The organism is Hydrogenophaga sp. (genome assembly GCF_019264445.1).
GTDB lineage: Bacteria > Pseudomonadota > Gammaproteobacteria > Burkholderiales > Burkholderiaceae_C > Hydrogenophaga.
Map to the genome: position 1 here is coordinate 14,982 of NZ_JAHVAB010000061.1, position 16,435 is coordinate 31,416.

The following is a 16,435-nucleotide window of genomic DNA, read 5'->3' on the forward strand; positions in this document are numbered from 1 at the left end:
CCTGAAATCCAAGCGCGCTAGTGTGCCTGAGGGAGGCCAAAAAAGCAAGCGCCTGCTGAAATAATCAGCAAGGCGCTGCGCCGAATTTGTATGAGAAAGTTAGCGCTTGCTTTTTTGCAAAACGTCAGCGAGAAACGTTTGCGTCCGCCACCGTCAAGGCGGTCATATTGACGATGCGGCGCACCGTGGCGCTGGCCGTCAGGATGTGCACCGGTTTGTCGGCGCCGAGCAGCACCGGGCCAATGGCGATGTTGCCGCCCGCGGCCGTCTTGAGCAGGTTGTAGGCGATGTTGGCGGCATCGATGTTGGGCAGTACCAGCAGGTTGGCCGGGCCCTTGAGGGTGGAGTTGGGCATCATGGCCATGCGGGCGTCGGCGTCCAGTGCCACATCTCCGTGCATTTCGCCATCGACTTCCAGCCAGGCGGCCTGCTCACGCAGCAGCTCGAGCGTGCGGCGCATCTTGATGGCACTGGGCTCGTCGCTGGAGCCGAAGTTGGAATGCGACAGCAGTGCCACCTTGGGCTCCAGGCCGAAGCGCAGCATTTCCTCGGCGGCCATGACCGTGATTTCGCACAGCTCTTCGGGCGTGGGGTCGTAGTTGACGTGCGTGTCCACCAGGAACACCTGGCGTCCGGGCAGCATGAGGCCGTTCATGCAGGCGTAGATGCGCACGTCCTGGGCGGTGCTCGGGCTGCCGCCCTCGCGCTTGCCGATCACCTGGTCGATGTACTTCAGGTGCGTGTGGGTCGAGCCCCACGTGCCGCAGATCAGACCGTCCACCTGCCCCTTGTGCAGCAGCATGGCGCCGATCAGCGTGAGGCGGCGGCGCATCTCGATCTTGGCGAGCTGTTGCGTCACGCCTTTGCGCTCGCTCATGCGGTGGTACGTTTGCCAGAAGTCGCGGTAGCGGTCGTCCTGCTCGACATTGACGACGTCGTAGTCCAATTCTTCGCGCAGGCGCAGGCCGAATTTTTCGATGCGCTGGGCGATGACCGTCGGGCGGCCGATCAGCGTAGGCCGTGCCAGTCCTTCGTCCACCACGATCTGGCAGGCGCGCAGAACGCGCTCTTCTTCACCCTCTGCGTACGCCACGCGCTTGCGCTCGGCCGCCTTGGCCGCAGCGAAGATGGGCTTCATGATGGTGCCCGACGCAAACACGAAGCTCTGCAGGCGCTGGCGGTACGCGGCCATGTCGGCGATGGGGCGCAGCGCCACGCCGCAGTCGGCGGCAGCCTGTGCCACGGCCGGCGCGATCTTCATCATCAGGCGCGGGTCGAACGGTTTCGGGATGAGGTACTCCGGTCCGAAGGCGAGTTTTTCGCCCGCGTAGGCCGCAGCCACCACCTCGCTCTGCTCGGCCTGTGCCAGTTCCGCAATTGCATGCACCGCGGCGATTTCCATTTCGTCGGTGATGGTGGTCGCGCCGCAGTCCAGCGCCCCACGGAAGATGTACGGGAAACACAGGACGTTGTTGACCTGGTTCGGGTAGTCGGTGCGGCCCGTGGCCATGATCACGTCGTTGCGCACCGCGTGGGCGTCTTCAGGCGAGATCTCGGGGTTGGGGTTGGCCAGCGCAAAAATCACCGGCTTGGCGGCCATCGAGGCCACCATGGCGGGCTTGAGCACGCCACCGGCCGAGAGGCCGAGGAACACATCGGCGCCTTCGATCACCTCGGCCAGCTTGCGCTTGTCGGTCTTTTGCATGTACTGGCGCTTGTCGTCGTCCATGAGCTCCTCGCGGCCCTCATAGACCACGCCGGCCAGGTCGGTGACGAACACGTTTTCGCGCTTGAGCCCGACCTTGAGCAGCAGGTTCAGGCAGGCCAGCGCAGCCGCGCCAGCGCCGGAGGTCACCAGCTTGACTTGCCCGATGTCCTTGCCGGCGACCTTCAGGCCGTTGAGCATGGCCGCCGCCACGGTGATGGCCGTACCGTGCTGGTCGTCGTGGAACACCGGAATCTTCATGCGCTTGCGCAACTCGCGCTCCACGTAGAAGCAGTCCGGGGCCTTGATGTCTTCCAGGTTGATGGCGCCGAAGGTGGGCTCGAGTGCGGCAATCACCTCGACCAGCTTGGCCGGGTCCTTCTCGTCGATTTCGATGTCGAACACGTCGACGCCGGCAAACTTCTTGAAGAGGACGCCTTTGCCCTCCATCACCGGTTTGGAGGCGAGCGGGCCGATGTCACCCAGGCCGAGCACGGCAGTGCCGTTGGTGATGACACCCACCAGGTTGCCGCGAGCGGTGTATTTGAAGGCGTTGACCGGGTCGGCCACGATCTCTTCGCAAGGCGCTGCCACACCGGGCGAGTACGCCAGCGCCAGATCGCGCTGGTTGGTGAGCTGCTTCGTGGGCGCAATAGCCAGTTTGCCGGGGGTCGGGAACTCGTGGTATTCGAGGGCGGCGCGGCGCAGCTCTGCGCGTTTGTTCTCGGGGCTGTTTTCCATGCTCATGCTCGTGTCTCCATCGAGTTGTTATCTTGCGATGCGGAAAGGGGTTGCGCATTCTAAAGCGGCGACCGGGAAAACCCTAGTGCGTAAAACCGCGTAAACCGGTCGGGTGCCTGTGACTTTTCGGGAGGGAATTCACGCGGCACGACCGTGACAACGCCTGGGCGTTGCAGTATGCGTCCGGGGCGCGCCTGGGGCGCGCGGGGCAGGGAAAGTCAGGAGGTGGGCGTGCCTGTCGGCGCTCAGGCCGCAGCAGCCTGCGCCGGGACCTTGGCCGGGTGCAACTGAAGGTGCACGACCGACTGTTGCGGCGAACATTCAGACCACAGCGAGCGCGCGCAGGGCTCGCACTGGCCGCATTGCGTGGCCACGCCCAGCTCCAGCTGGATGTCGTCAAACGCCATGCCCGACCGCGCGCAACGGGCGATGGTCTGGTCACTGACGCGGTGGCAAACGCAAACGATCATGGAACGGGGTCGAAGGGAAAAAGTTTGCAAATGATAATTGATCGTATTCAATAGTGCAAAAAAAGCCCCGCAAGTGGCGGGGCCATGTGGCGCATCGGGGACGGCGCTCAGGCCGTCGCGCTCAGCTGACCGAACCCATCTGGCTCTGCAGGTAGTTCTGAATGCCGACTTTGTCGACCAGATCGATCTGCGTTTCCAGAAAGTCGATGTGCTCTTCGGTGTCGTCGAGGATCGTCTGAAGCAGGTCGCGCGAGACGTAGTCGCGCACCGCTTCGCAGTGGGCGATGCCGTCCTTGATGGTGTGCTGCGCGCCGGTTTCCAGCGCCAGGTCGCTGCGCAGGATCTCGGGCACGTCTTCACCGATGTTGAGCTTGCCCAGGTCTTGCAGGTTGGGCAGGCCGTCCAGCGTGAAGATACGGTCCATCAGTTTGTCGGCGTGCTTCATCTCGCCGATCGATTCCTCGTATTCCTTGGCGGCCAGCTTGTCCAGACCCCAGTGCTTGAGCATGCGGTAGTGGACGAAATACTGGTTGATCGCAGTGAGCTCGTTCTTGAGCTGGGCCTGCAGGTGGCTGATGACCTTCGCGTCGCCTTTCATGGGTCGAACTCCTTTCGTTTCTGGTGGACAGGCGCGCATTGTGCGCGCAGTGCGCGGTCTGTTCGGTGGTGAGAATCGCTCCACCTGAAAAATGAGAACCGTTCTCGCTGTCGGGCATGAGCGGCGCGGCTTTGCGTCAGGTGAGCGCCCAGTGGTTGTCGATCTGCAGGCGCTCGCCCGATCGGGCCTCGGTGCCTTGCGGCGCGCACCACACGCCGTCGCTGCCGCAGGCCCACCAGTGGCCCGCGTCAGACGCCAGCGCACAGGCCTCGCGGAGCGCCACGTTCTGCCACCAGCGCGCGTCCGAGCCGAACAGCGCGAGTGCATCGGCGCGCGGGCAGCTCACCACAAAGCCGCCGCCGGGCAGCGCGCAGATGTCACCGCCGTAGCCCTGCACGGCGGGCTGGGCCTGCGCGGCCTGCAGGCCTTGACCGTTCCACACCGCGAACACCGGCGCTTTGCGTTTGGCGTCGGCGTCGGGGTGCTCGGCCTGCAGCGCAATGCCCACGGTCTGCGAGTGCGGGTCCCAGGCCAGGTGGCGGATGCTGAGGTACGGGTCGTCCAGGCGCCACTGGCCGAGCAGCGTGCCGTCGCGCGGATCGAGCGCCACGAGCGATGCGTCCATGCGGCCCAGCTGGCGTTTGCTGCGCCCGGTTTCGGGCAGGGTGGGAATGCCGCCATTGGCCACGATCAGGCTGCCGGCCGGCACATCGCCCACCCGCGCGGGCAGCACCAGCAGCTCGTGCGGGTCCATGCCGTGGGTGGGCCATTCGGCGCGCTTCTCGAGCGACGCCCTGTCCCGCACGGCGAGCTGGCCCTGCGCGGTGTCGAGGTGGGTTTCGGTGGTCCACAGGCTCTGGTTGTCGGGGCTGGCCACCGCGTGTCCGTTGAAGCGGCGGTCGTCCTCGATCCAGTGCCATTGCGTCTGACCGCTCACCGGGTGCCAGCGCAGCAGCCAGTCGCCTGGCCGGCGCGCGCTGGCCAGCACGCTGCCGCCAGGCTCCACCAGCAAGCCGTGCGCGCGCGTGGGCACCGCCAGCGAGCGCTGCACCGACCACCGCGCGCCCTCCACCGCGATCACACCGATGCGGTGTTCATTGGCGGTCTGCCAGGCCGAGACAAGGTGCGTCTCCTGTGCAGGTGCCGCCCACGAAGGGCTCAGCGCGAGGGCGGTTGCAGCCAGCAGCCACTCACGGCGCGAGAGCGCGGCGAGGGTGCTCATCTAGTCCCCGTCCGCATCCGAAAACCCCAGCGGCACATCCAGCGCGGCGGCCACTTCTTTCTGGAACAGCACGGTCACCGCCTTCATCGACTTGGTGAGCGCGAGCAGTTCGCGCTCGCTGGCGCGCGGCGTGAGCGCGCCCATGCCTGCAGAGACCTGGTCCAGCGCCTGGCCCCATTGCTGCGCCAGCGCGAGCTGGCCCCGGCCCATGAGCAGCGCCTCCATCGGTACCAGCGCCTGGCCGGCTGCGGGCGGCTGTGCGCCAGCGGGCAGGCGGCCTTGCGCGAGCAGGCTTTGCCACTGCGCGCGCCAGTCGCGCAGGTTGCTGTCGCGGTCCAGCCGCGCGAAGGGCACCGGCGCGCCCTTGGCGGCACTGCCTGTGGTCTGGTGGGAGGTGATGGGTTTTTCAATGTGCGCCCAGCGCAGCCGCTCCAGGCCGGCGAGCCACTGGTTCACCCACTCGGCCAGGGCGGCGGTGGTCACTTCCGGTTCGTCTTCCCACTCGCGCGTGGCCCATTCGCCGAGCTCGTTGTGGAGCGCGCGCGCTTCGGCCGCGATGCCCTCTGCCACAAGTTCGGCGTAGCGGCAGGCCGTGGCGGGCGGGGGCTTGCGGCTCTCGCTCCATTGGTTGATCAGCAGTTCAAGGGCGGGGAAGCCTTTGGCGGGGGTGCCCACGCGCTCCATGTCGGCCAGCGTGGCGGGAGCCTTGTCCATGGAGCGGCGCAGCAGCTCGGGACGGGTGGGCCAGAAGTCGATCTGGCGCTGCGAACGCCGCGCCACCAGCGGGCCCACCGCCGGGGTGGACAGGGCTTCCCAGCTCACCAGCGTTTGCTGCCATTGCGCGCGGAGTGCCGGCAGCGGGGCCTGGCCCTGGCAATGTTGCGCGGTGGTGGTCACCAGCCGTTCGGCTTGCGCCTGAAACTCGCGCGCCAGCGGTGGCAGGTGGTGCGTGTACACACCCTGCATTGCCTGCTCGGCCGAGTAGTAGGGCGCGGCCACGACGGGCGCGGTCGTTTGAGCTGCCGCGAGGCCAGCCAGACCCAGGCCGAGCGACAGTGCGGTGGCGCACCGGGCGAGAGACGACGCATTGCATGTCATAGCGACTCCACGAATTTCACCAGCGCGTTGCGCTCGGCCGGTTTCATTTTCAGCACCTGCTCCTTGGACGCCTGGGCCTCGCCACCGTGCCAGAGGATGGCTTCGAGCACGCCGTTGGCGCGGCCATCGTGCAGCAGGCGCGTGTGACCGTTGACGTCCTTGATCAACCCGATGCCCCACAGCGGCGGCGTCTTCCACTGGCGGCCGGTGGCCAGAAAGTCGAGCCGGCCATCGGCCAGGTCCGGCCCCATGTCGTGCAGCAGCAGGTCGGTGTAGGGCCAGATGCGCTGGTTCTTCAGCGCCGGGCTCGTGAGTGGCGGAAACGGGCCTTCGGCCGTGACGTAGCTCGGGCGGTGGCACACCGCGCATTGCGCCTGCGCAAACAGCGCCTGGCCGCGCAGCACCTGCGGGTCGTTCACGTTGCGCCGTGCGGCGGGGGCGAGCGTGGCCTGGTAGAAAACCACGTGGCCCAGCGTCTCGTCGTCGATCTCGGGTTGCCGTTCGCTCGCGCTGGAGGCCGGCACGATGCCGTCTCGGCCGCTCGTTTTGCCGCCGCCGTGCGGTGCGGCCAGGCAGTCTTTCTGGGTGGGCGTGCAGGTCTCTTGCGGGAAGGCGTTGGAGGTGATGCCGATGTCGCCATGAAAGGCGCCGGCCGTCTGGTGCGCGAGCGTGGCCACGTTGGCCTTCCACCCGAAGCGGCCGAGACGTTCCTCTTGCGCGAACACGTCCCACACACGGTTGGGCTGGCCCTTGATGGGGCCGGCGGCAGCCGCCTGCTCGCGTGCGTTGCGCAGCACTTCGGCCTCCGGGATGGCTTCGAGCAGGCCGATGCCGGCGAGCTGCGGCGCGATGCGCGGGCTCATCATCACGCCGGGTGCGAGCGGTCCGTAGGCCAGGTCGGTCAACCGGTAGACGGGCTGTTGCAGCGTGTAGCGCGTGCCGTCGGCAAAGCGGCCCTGGATCGCCCGCTGGCGGATCTCCACCCGGCCCTCGGGCTGGACGCCCTGGACCGCGGCGTTGTTGAACTGGTCGCCGTACACCGGGTCGGGCCGCACGCCCGCCTTGGGGTCGGGCGTGCCCGCCACCGACAGGCGCATGAGCAGCGCCACCGTGCCTTCGGGTTCGGGCCCCAGCGTGTTCTTCCAGGCCGGAGGTTCGCCCCGCCCGTCGAGCACGTGGCAGCCCGCGCACGAGCGCGCAATGAAGTGCGGCCCCAAGCCATCGCGCGCGGTGGTCGATGCCGGCGCTTCGACCCAGTTGCGCTTGAAGAACGAATTGCCGATCACGAAGCGCGTGCGCCCCGCATCGTCCAGGTTGGCCAGCGGAAACGAGAACGCGTTCTTGCCCGTGGCGTACACCGTGGTCGCGCCCCCGGTCTTCTCACCGAGAGGGTCGGGTACCTCGTCGGCATGCAGGACGAAGGCGGCCGAGCCGCAGAGCAGGACCCCCATGGCGAGCGCAAGGCGCGTGGCTTTGGGCAGAAACGGCATGTGAAAGAGAACCTATGGCAAGTGAGCAGCCGGAGCGAAGTGACGTGTCAGTCCAGAGGCATCAAGGGTCCGGCTCCGCCGACCCGAGATGCCGTCCCCCCTCCCAGCGCCGCAGGCGCGCCAGAGAGGGGGGAAGCCGCAAAGCGGCGCAGGGGGGTGTTCCGAATCAAGGCTCCACCAGCGTGAGCTTGGCGATGCCCACCGCGCTGGCCGATTCCACCAGCAGCTTGGACTGCTCGACAAGGCTGGCGATGGTTTTCTCGATGGCCGGGCGGCCCGGCGCGCCCTTGGCGATGGCGCGGTCGAACGGTGCGGGGATGGACTCGGCCGCGGCCAGCGATGAAGCCAGTTGTGCGGACGTTTTCTCGGCCAGATCGGCCTTGCTGGCCGCCACCAGATCGCGCACGGACGGACCTTGCAGCAGGCTGCCGTCGCGCTTCTTGTACTGCCCCAGCCACACGTTCTGAATGCCCAGCGCATTGGTGACGATGTCGCGGTGCGTGTTGTCCGAGAAGCAGGAGTGCTCGTCTTCCTGGTCCTGTGAATTCAGCGCCACTTCCATGCGTTCGCCGGCCAGTTCACCGCGCGACAGCGAGCCCAGGCCCACGATGATCTTGCGCACCGATTCCTTGCCGCCTTTTTCAAAGCGGGCGCGGTAGTTCTTCTGGCCCGGCAACCAGGCCTTGTTGACCGAGGTCAGGTCGTCCACAAGCAGCGCGGTGGCCACGGTGAGGAACTGGCGGCGGCGGTCGGCGTTGGGCGTCTTGCCGTCCACGTAGTCCTCGAACGAGCGGTTGCCCGGTCCGGTCTCGCTCAGGTCCTGACCCCACAGCAGGAACTCCACCGCGTGCCAGCCCGAGCTGATGTTTTCTTCGCCACCGCGCTCGTTGAACTTCGCCAGGTTGGCTTTGGTGATCTTGAACTTCGGGTTGTTGATCAGCCCGGCCTTGGGCTTGCCCTGCACGTAGTCGACATACGCCTCGTCCAGCGGCCAAGCGTTGATGCGGCCTTCAGGGCCCTTGTCGTCATCGATCGGGCCGCCGTAGAAGCGGAAGGCCTCGGTCTGGCCATAGAACTCGCGTGCTTGCAGCCAGGCCTTGCGGGCCGCGGCCAGGCCTTCGGCCGAAGGGGCGGCCACAAAGGTAGCAATGGCCGCCTGCATGTCCTGCGCGGCGGCCAGCGTGTCGCTGTAGTTGGCGTGGACGAGCTCGGCGTAGTGCGTGGCCACGCTGGCCGGGGTGGCGGCGGTCTGGGCCTGCGCGCCAGCGCTCAAAGCCAGGCCGAGGACGGCAGCGGCCAGGACGTTCTTGATCTGCATGGGTTCTCCTGCGAGGGGGCGGACGACGGCCCGCACGACCACGCGAGAATAACCTAAATGCGAATGATTATCAGAAAAATATCCTGAATCGCTCGGGATTGGCGCCGCGTCAACCGCGCATCAGCGCCTCGATCTCGTCGGCATTCACCGGCACATCACGCGAAATCAGTTCGCAGCCGGTGGCGGTGACGATGGCGTCGTCTTCGATGCGGATGCCGATGTTCCAGAACTTCTCCGGCACGCCTTCGCCCGGGCGCACATACAGGCCCGGCTCGATGGTGAGCACCATGCCCGGTTGCAGCACGCGGCTGGGCCGGTCCTTGATGGTTTCGCCACTCAAGGGGTCTTTGCGCTCGCTCACCGTGCCCAGCTCGGACGGCTCCACGTAGCTGCCGCAGTCGTGCACGTCCATGCCCAGCCAGTGGCCGGTGCGGTGCATGTAGAAGGGGAAATAGGCGCGGTTGGCGATCACGTCCTGTGCGCTGCCCACCTTGTTGCGGTCCAGCAGACCCACATCGAGCAGGCCCTGCGCGAGCACCGCCACGGTGGCCTCGTGCGGGTCAACGAAGCGCGCGCCGGCCTTGGTGGCGTTGACCGCGGCGATCTGGCTGGCCAGCACCAGGTCATACAGCTCGCGCTGCGGGCCGGTGAACACCCCATTGGCCGGAAAGGTGCGCGTGATGTCGCTGGCATAGCCATCGAGTTCGCAGCCGGCGTCGATCAGCACCAGCTCACCGCTGCGGATGGGGGCGGCATCGGCGCGGTAGTGCAGCACGCAGGCGTTGGCGCCGGCGGCCACGATGCTGCCGTAGGCCGGGTACTGGGAGCCGTGCTCGCGGAAGCTGTGCAGAAGCTCGGCGTCCAGGTGGTACTCGCGCACGTCCTGGCCGGCGCGCAGCATCGCCGCGCTGCGCTGCATGGCGCGGATGTGGGCCTTGGCGCTGATCTGCGCGGCGCGGCGCATGGTGGCCTGCTCGAACGCGTCCTTCACCAGCCGCATTTCGTCGAGCACGCCACACAGGTCGCGCTGCGATTCCGGGCACAGCGCGCCGTAGCGCACGCGGGCGCGCACGGGCTGCAGCCAGCCGTTGACGCGGCTCTCAAGGCCTTCGTGGGTGGCAAAGGGATACCACACGGTGTGGCGGTTCTCCAGCAGGCGCGGCAGGCGCGCGTCGAGCTCGGCCACCGAAAACGCCTCGCTCACGCCCAGCTGTTCGGGTGCGGCAGCCGGGCCCAGGCGAATGCCGTCCCAGATTTCGCGCTCCAGGTCTTTGGGCTGGCAGAACAGCGTGGTGCTGCCGTCGGCGGTGATCACCAGCCAGGCGTTGGGTTCGGTGAAGCCAGTGAGGTAATAAAAGTAGCTGTCGTGCCGGTAGAGGAAGTCGCTGTCGCGGTTGCGCGGGCGCTCCGGCGCGGTGGGCACGATGGCGATGCCGCCTGAGCCCAGCTGGGCAGCCACGCGGGCGCGGCGTTCGGCGTAGAGGTGGGTGTGGGTGGTGGCGTCCATGCGCGCCATTGTCAAGGTTTTGGCGCTTTCTGGGAGCGCCGGGGGTCAGACCGCGCGGTTCAGTGCGTCCAGTCGCTGCGGTGTGCCGACGTCGACCCATGGGCCGGTGTAGAGCTCGGCGCTCACGCGTCCAGCGTCCATGGCGCGGCGCAGCAGCGGCGCCAGCGGCTCGGCCGTGCCTTGCGGGTTGCCGGGCAGGATCTCGCACCACGGCGGCTCGAACAGCTCGCGCCGGTACAGGCCGATGGTGCTGTAGGTGTGCTTCTCGTCGGCGTCGTTGAGCGCGAGGCCCTGCGCGCTCAGACCGAAGTCGCCACGCGGGTTGTGCGCCGGGTTGGGCACCAGCCAGATATGCGCGAGCTTGTCGCTGGCCTTGAACTGCGCCACGCTGGCCTGTGAAAAGGGAAAGCCGGGCACGTACACATCGCCAGCCAGCACCCAGAACACATCGCCCAGCAACGGCAGTGCGCGGGCAATGCCGCCAGCGGTTTCCAGGGCGTAGCCGAAATCCTGCCCTTCGCGTGAAACTGTCACCTGCGTGCCGGCATGCTGTGCCTGCCAGTCGGTGCAGAAGGCATCGATCTGCTCGCCCAGCCAGGCGGTGTTGACCACAAAGCGCCGAAAACCTGCGGCCAGCAGCGACGCCAGGGGCCACTGCATCAAAGGCTGGCCCTGCACGGCCAGCAGCGGTTTGGGCGTGTGGTCGGTCAGGGGGCGCATGCGCATGCCGCGACCGGCGGCCAGCAGCATGGCCGGGATGGAGGCGGCGGACGGTTCGGTGGCGAGGCGTGTCATGTCGGAGTGCGGTGCGCGTGCCGGGCACACAGGGCCGCACGCGTGGGGAATTATGAGCGCGTGCGAGCCCACGGGTCGCTGTGGGGCGCGCGCAGCAGGCAGGCCGATAAAATCGCAGGTTTTGCGCCACCGCGCAGCCCATTCCCTTCCCCACCTGCCCACTGCCATGTCCGACGCCGCCAGCACTCCCATCAGCACCGCTCCTGCCGCCTCGGCCGTGACGGCCCAGACCCAGGCCAACGCCATCCGCGCCCTTGCCATGGACGCGGTGCAAGCCGCCAACTCGGGCCACCCCGGTGCGCCCATGGGCATGGCCGACATGGCGGTCGCGCTGTGGGGCCGCCACCTGCGCCACAACCCCACCAACCCGCAGTGGGCCAACCGCGACCGCTTCGTGCTGTCCAACGGCCACGGCTCCATGCTGATCTACGCGCTGCTGCACCTCACGGGCTACAAGCTGCCGATCGGTGAACTCAAGAACTTCCGCCAGCTGCACAGCAAGACCGCGGGTCACCCCGAAGTGGGCATCACCCCCGGCGTGGAAACCACCACCGGCCCGCTGGGCCAGGGCATCACCAACGCCGTGGGCATGGCGCTGGCTGAGAAGCTGCTGGCGTCGGAGTTCAACCGCGACGGCCACACCGTGGTGGACCACCACACCTACGTGTTCATGGGCGACGGTTGCCTGATGGAAGGCATCAGCCACGAGGCCGTGGCCCTGGCCGGCGCCTGGAAGCTCAACAAGCTGATTGCGCTGTACGACGACAACGGCATTTCCATCGACGGCCAGGTCACGCCCTGGTTCATCGACAACACCGCCCTGCGCTTCACCGCCTGCGGCTGGAACGTGATCGGCCCGATCGACGGCCACGATGCCGACGCCGTGGACCGCGCCATCAGCGATGCGAAGAACAAGGCCGACGGCCCCACGCTGATCCTCTGCAAGACGCACATCGGCAAGGGCAGCCCCAACCGCGCCAACACCGCCAAGGCGCATGGCGAGCCGCTTGGCAGCGAAGAAATCCAGCTCACCCGCGAAGCGCTGGGCTGGATGCACAAACCTTTCGATGTGCCGAAAGACGTGTACGCCGCCTGGGACGCCAAGGCCGCCGGCAAGGCCGCCGAGGCCGACTGGAACACGAAATTTGCCGCCTACAAGGCCGCCTTCCCCGAGCTCGCGAAAGAGTTCACCCGCCGCATGAAAGGCGAGCTGCCGAAGCACTTCGCGCAAGTGGCGGTGGACGCTGCCGTGGCCGCGCACACCAAGGCCGAAACCGTGGCCAGCCGCAAGGCCAGCCAGCTCGCGCTGGAAACCTTCACCGCCGCACTGCCCGAGTTGCTCGGAGGCAGCGCCGACCTCACCGGCTCCAACCTCACCAACACCAAGAGCACGCCCGCATTGCGCTTCAACCTCGCGGGCGACGTGGTGAAGAACGAGCAGGGGCAAGGCGGTCGCCACATCAACTACGGCGTGCGCGAGTTCGGCATGGCCGCCATCATGAACGGCGTGGCGCTGCACGGCGGCTTCATTCCGTACGGCGGCACCTTCCTCACCTTCAGCGACTACAGCCGCAACGCCATCCGCATGGCCGCGCTGATGAAGCAGCGCGTGATCCATGTGTTCACGCACGATTCCATCGGCCTGGGTGAAGACGGCCCGACGCACCAGTCCATCGAACATGCGGCGAGCCTGCGCCTCATCCCCAATCTCGACGTGTGGCGCCCTGCCGACACGGCCGAGACCGCCGTGGCCTGGGCGGTGGCCCTGCAAAACACCAGCCGCCCGACCGCGCTGCTACTCAGCCGCCAGAACCTGCCCTACGCACCCAAAGATGACCTGGGCCACATCAGCCAGGGCGCCTATGTGCTGGCCGAGCCCGCCGAAGTCGGCCTGAAGAAAAAAGCGCAGGCCGTGATCGTTGCCACGGGTTCCGAGGTGCAGCTGGCCCTCAAGGCCCAGGAACTGCTGGCCCGCGAGCACAAAATCGCCGTGCGCGTCGTGTCCATGCCCAGCACCACGACGTTTGACCGCCAGAGCGCGGCCTACAAGGCTTCGGTGCTGCCGGCCGGTGTGCCGCGTGTCGCCGTTGAAATGGGCAGCACCGACGGCTGGTGGAAGTACGGCGTGGCCGCGGTGGTCGGCATCGACACCTACGGCGAATCGGCCCCGGCCCCGGTGCTCTTCAAGCACTTCGGCTTCACCCCTGAGAACGTGGCGGACACGGTGCGTGCCGTGCTCGCGAAGCAATAAGCCCGTTCGGGCTGAGCTTGTCGAAGCCCCCGCACGGGTGAGCCCTTCGACAGGCTCAGGGCGAACGGATCGGTTTTTTCAAACAAAGGAGCATTCATGACCATCAAGATCGGCATCAACGGCTTTGGCCGCATTGGCCGCAACGTGCTGCGCAGCGCCATCCAGAACTTCAGCGACATCGAAGTCGTGGCCATCAACGACCTGCTCGAGCCCGATTACCTGGCCTACATGCTGCAGTACGACAGCGTGCACGGCCGCTTCAAGGGCACCGTTTCTGTCGAGGGCAACACGCTCATCGTCAACGGCAAGAAGATCCGCCTGACCCAGGAGCGCGACCCCGCCAACCTGAAGTGGAACGAAGTTGGCGCCGACGTCGTCATCGAATCCACCGGCCTGTTCCTGGACAAGGTCACCGCCCAGAAGCACCTGGATGCCGGCGCGAAGAAGGTCATCCTCTCCGCCCCGTCCAAGGACGACACCCCCATGTTTGTCTTCGGCGTGAACGACAAGACCTACAAGGGCGAGGCCATCATCTCCAACGCCTCGTGCACCACCAACTGCCTGGCCCCGATTGCCAAGGTCCTCAACGACAAGTGGGGCATCAAGCGGGGGCTGATGACCACCGTGCACGCCGCCACCGCCACGCAGAAAACCGTGGACGGCCCGAGCAACAAGGACTGGCGCGGCGGCCGCGGCATCCTGGAAAACATCATCCCCAGCAGCACGGGCGCTGCCAAGGCGGTGGGCGTGGTGATCCCCGAGCTGAACAAGAAGCTCACCGGCATGAGCTTCCGCGTGCCCACGTCCGACGTGTCGGTGGTCGATCTGACCGTGGAGCTCAACAAGGAAGCGACCTACGAAGAGATCTGCGCCGAGATGAAGGCACAGAGCGAAGGCGCCCTGAAGGGCGTGCTGGGCTACACGACGGACAAGGTGGTGGCCACCGACTTCCGTGGCGACACCCGCACCTCCATCTTCGACGCCGACGCCGGCATCGCGCTGGACAAGACCTTCATCAAGGTCGTGAGCTGGTACGACAACGAGTGGGGTTACTCCAACAAGTGCCTGGAAATGGTGCGCGTGGTGGCGAAGTAAGCACTCGTTGTGCTGCACTGCAAAAAGGCGCCCGCGGGCGCCCTTTTTGTGCGCCCATCGGCCGCTTTGCTGTTCCGTCAAGGGTGTGTTGTAAAGCGGTGCGAAGCAGCCGAAAGGCGGGTTTGCAGGGATGGCAGGGCGGGGTGCCGTGCCAAAATCCAACGCCCGCCCTTCAACGTTTGATGGCCCTTGTTCATTGGCTTTCCGCTCACACCCATGAGGCACTTGCTCTCCGCCCTGATCTCCGCAGCCCTGCTGGCCGGCGCGATCCTGGCCCCAGCCTCGGCTCGGGCCGAGCAGTCGATTTCCGTGGCAGAGGCGTCAGGCCTGATCATCGGCTTCAAGGGCGACGAAGCAGACGACCCGCCGTCCGACAAGCCGCATGGCCCCTGGGCTTCAGGGCGCGACGGTGCGAAAGCCCGGTGGGACAAAAAGGCGCGCGAGGGTCGCGAACGCCTCTCCCGCGTTGCCAAAGAAGCGGGCCTGCCCGAAGGCACGATCGGCGAAGCAGGCAACGGCCGGTTGCTGCGTTTCAACCAGCCCTTGCGCGGCAAGGCCCTGGACAACGCGCTGCGCCGCGCCCGCCTGCACCCTGACGTGGCGTGGGTCGAGCCCAATGTGCTGGTGCCGCGCCTGGGTGTGCCCCGGGTCCCGAACGACGCGCTGTTCAACCAGCAATGGCATCTCCAGTCGCCCACGGCCCCGGGCAACCCCACGGGCTTGAACCTGCCTCCCGCGTGGGGCGACACCATTGGCAGCCTGTCGGGCAGCACGGCCGTGGTCGCGGTGGTCGACAGCGGCATTCGCCCCGGGCACCCGGACCTCGCCGGCAAGTTGCTGCCAGGGTACGACCTGGTGAGCGAGCTGTCTGTGGCCAACGACGGCAACGGCCGCGACAACGATCCCACCGACCCTGGCGACTGGATCGACTCTGCCGACCGTGCCAACCCGCTCTTTGCCAGCTGCGACCTGTCGGGCAGCTCATGGCACGGCACCTTCATTGCGGGTCAGTTGGCGGCCGCCACCGACAACGGGCAGGGCGTGGCCGGTCTGAACTGGCGCGCCCGTGTGTTGCCGGTGCGCGTGTCCGGCAAATGCGGCGCCCTGCTCTCCGATCTGCTCGATGGCCTGCGCTGGGCGGCCGGCCTGCCCGTCTCGGGTCTGCCGACCAATCCCAACCCCGCGCGCGTGATCAACCTCAGCTTTGGCGGCGATGCGCCTTGTTCGTTCGCCTATCAGATGACCATCGATGCGGTCACCGCAGCGGGTGCGCTCATCGTCGTGGCCGCAGGCAACGCCGACAGCACGCTCACGCGGCCGGCCGACTGCCGTCGGGTCATGACGGTGGCCTCGGTGCACAAGGACGGTTCGAAGGCGTGGTACTCCAGTTTTGGCGATCGCGTGGCCCTGGCCGCGCCCGGCGGCACCAACGAAGGCGGCGCAGCGACGCTGCTGCTGTCCGCGGACAACAGCGGAGCCACCGTGCCTGGCGTCGATGGCTATGGCTACAAGCAGGGCACGAGTTTTGCCGCTCCACAGGCTGCGGGCGTGGCCAGCCTGATGCTCGCCGTGAATCCGTCGCTGAGTCCGCGCCAGCTCATCGAACGCATGAAAGCAGGCGTGCGCCCGCACGTCCCGATGACCGGCTTGCCTGTCTGCGGAACCGCCGGCGTGGGGCCATGTGCCTGTACCACCACCACCTGTGGCGCGGGGCTGCTGGATGCGAACCTGTCCGTCGCGCTGGCCACGGGGCCTGCCGTGGTGATCCAGCCGTTGTCGCAAGTGGAGCCCGGCACCGTGATCACGCTCGACGGCAGCCAGAGCGTGGCCATTCCCGGGGCACAGATCGTCACTTACCAGTGGACGCAGGTCAGCGGGCCAGCGGCCACCATCACTTCGTCGAGCAGTGCCGTGGCGCAGGCCACCTTGCGCAGCGAGGGCACCTACGTGTTCTCGCTCACGGTCGTCGATGACGCAAGCCCAAGCCGATCAGGCGAAGACATCGTGCAAGTCGTGGCCGCCATGCCCGTCGTGTCAGGCGGTGGCGGAGGCTCCACGGGTCAACTCTGGGGCGCGAGCCTCTGGGCCTGGGTGATCGCCGTGGCGTTGTGGCAGCGCCGCCGCCGCAGCGCCTGAGCGACGAGC

At 67.1% G+C, this 16,435-nt stretch carries 12 protein-coding genes; 3 read left to right on the forward strand and 9 right to left on the reverse strand.

The features are described from left to right. Positions 1-124: 124 nt before the first annotated feature. The 9 genes from KXJ60_RS12420 to KXJ60_RS12460 form a co-directional block, all read right to left on the reverse strand. Complete coding sequence (locus KXJ60_RS12420) at positions 125-2,452, reverse strand: NADP-dependent malic enzyme (protein WP_291127852.1); 2,328 nt, start codon at positions 2,450-2,452, stop codon at positions 125-127. 239 nt (positions 2,453-2,691) lie between these two features. Continuing rightward, on the reverse strand, positions 2,692-2,916 hold the full coding sequence (locus KXJ60_RS12425) for a (2Fe-2S)-binding protein (protein ID WP_291127853.1): 225 nt from the start codon (positions 2,914-2,916) through the stop codon (positions 2,692-2,694). A 121-nt stretch (positions 2,917-3,037) separates the two neighbouring features. Then, complete coding sequence (gene bfr, locus KXJ60_RS12430; RefSeq protein ID WP_291127856.1) at positions 3,038-3,514, reverse strand: bacterioferritin; 477 nt, start codon at positions 3,512-3,514, stop codon at positions 3,038-3,040. A 136-nt stretch (positions 3,515-3,650) separates the two neighbouring features. Continuing rightward, complete coding sequence (locus KXJ60_RS12435; RefSeq protein WP_291127858.1) at positions 3,651-4,736, reverse strand: DUF1513 domain-containing protein; 1,086 nt, start codon at positions 4,734-4,736, stop codon at positions 3,651-3,653. After that, on the reverse strand, positions 4,737-5,834 hold the full coding sequence (locus KXJ60_RS12440) for an imelysin family protein (RefSeq protein ID WP_291127861.1): 1,098 nt from the start codon (positions 5,832-5,834) through the stop codon (positions 4,737-4,739). Continuing rightward, positions 5,831-7,285 (reverse strand): di-heme oxidoredictase family protein, encoded by a 1,455-nt coding sequence (locus KXJ60_RS12445; RefSeq protein ID WP_291127944.1) that lies wholly within the window; start codon positions 7,283-7,285, stop codon positions 5,831-5,833. Before KXJ60_RS12445 ends, KXJ60_RS12440 begins: the two co-directional genes overlap by 4 nt. Before the next feature lie 205 nt (positions 7,286-7,490). Further along, positions 7,491-8,642 carry an imelysin family protein gene (locus tag KXJ60_RS12450; protein WP_291127863.1) on the reverse strand — a complete coding sequence of 384 codons (1,152 nt, stop codon included), beginning with the start codon at positions 8,640-8,642 and terminating at the stop codon, positions 7,491-7,493. A gap of 109 nt (positions 8,643-8,751) precedes the next feature. Continuing rightward, positions 8,752-10,149 carry an aminopeptidase P N-terminal domain-containing protein gene (locus KXJ60_RS12455; protein ID WP_291127866.1) on the reverse strand — a complete coding sequence of 466 codons (1,398 nt, stop codon included), beginning with the start codon at positions 10,147-10,149 and terminating at the stop codon, positions 8,752-8,754. Positions 10,150-10,194: 45 nt separating this feature from the next. Further along, the gene (locus KXJ60_RS12460) at positions 10,195-10,944 is read right to left on the reverse strand and encodes a nucleotidyltransferase family protein (protein ID WP_291127869.1); all 750 of its coding nucleotides are present in this window, start codon (positions 10,942-10,944) and stop codon (positions 10,195-10,197) included. A gap of 166 nt (positions 10,945-11,110) precedes the next feature. Here KXJ60_RS12460 and tkt point away from each other — a divergent pair, with 166 nt between their 5' ends. The 3 genes from tkt (at position 11,111) to KXJ60_RS12475 (ending at position 16,426) form a co-directional block, all read left to right on the forward strand. Next, positions 11,111-13,195, forward strand: a complete 2,085-nt coding sequence (gene tkt / locus KXJ60_RS12465; RefSeq protein ID WP_291127872.1) for a transketolase — start codon at positions 11,111-11,113, stop codon at positions 13,193-13,195. Between the two features lie 96 nt (positions 13,196-13,291). Beyond that, entirely contained in the window at positions 13,292-14,290 is a 999-nt protein-coding gene (gene gap, locus KXJ60_RS12470; RefSeq protein ID WP_291127874.1) for a type I glyceraldehyde-3-phosphate dehydrogenase, read from the forward strand. Positions 14,291-14,506: 216 nt separating this feature from the next. Beyond that, a complete protein-coding gene (locus KXJ60_RS12475; RefSeq protein ID WP_291127876.1) occupies positions 14,507-16,426 on the forward strand; it encodes a S8 family serine peptidase in 1,920 nt (639 codons plus the stop codon). Positions 16,427-16,435: the final 9 nt, after the last annotated feature.

Excerpts from the sequence above, each read along its gene's own strand:
- KXJ60_RS12420 (WP_291127852.1), bottom strand. The coding sequence starts at position 2,452 with ATGAGCATGGAAAACAGCCCCGAGAACAAACGCGCAGAGCTGCGCCGC.
- KXJ60_RS12425 (WP_291127853.1), bottom strand. The coding sequence starts at position 2,916 with ATGATCGTTTGCGTTTGCCACCGCGTCAGTGACCAGACCATCGCCCGT.
- bfr (WP_291127856.1), bottom strand. The coding sequence starts at position 3,514 with ATGAAAGGCGACGCGAAGGTCATCAGCCACCTGCAGGCCCAGCTCAAG.
- KXJ60_RS12435 (WP_291127858.1), bottom strand. The coding sequence starts at position 4,736 with ATGAGCACCCTCGCCGCGCTCTCGCGCCGTGAGTGGCTGCTGGCTGCA.
- KXJ60_RS12440 (WP_291127861.1), bottom strand. The coding sequence starts at position 5,834 with ATGACATGCAATGCGTCGTCTCTCGCCCGGTGCGCCACCGCACTGTCG.
- KXJ60_RS12445 (WP_291127944.1), bottom strand. The coding sequence starts at position 7,285 with ATGGGGGTCCTGCTCTGCGGCTCGGCCGCCTTCGTCCTGCATGCCGAC.
- KXJ60_RS12450 (WP_291127863.1), bottom strand. The coding sequence starts at position 8,642 with ATGCAGATCAAGAACGTCCTGGCCGCTGCCGTCCTCGGCCTGGCTTTG.
- KXJ60_RS12455 (WP_291127866.1), bottom strand. The coding sequence starts at position 10,149 with ATGGACGCCACCACCCACACCCACCTCTACGCCGAACGCCGCGCCCGC.
- KXJ60_RS12460 (WP_291127869.1), bottom strand. The coding sequence starts at position 10,944 with ATGACACGCCTCGCCACCGAACCGTCCGCCGCCTCCATCCCGGCCATG.
- tkt (WP_291127872.1), top strand. The coding sequence starts at position 11,111 with ATGTCCGACGCCGCCAGCACTCCCATCAGCACCGCTCCTGCCGCCTCG.
- gap (WP_291127874.1), top strand. The coding sequence starts at position 13,292 with ATGACCATCAAGATCGGCATCAACGGCTTTGGCCGCATTGGCCGCAAC.
- KXJ60_RS12475 (WP_291127876.1), top strand. The coding sequence starts at position 14,507 with ATGAGGCACTTGCTCTCCGCCCTGATCTCCGCAGCCCTGCTGGCCGGC.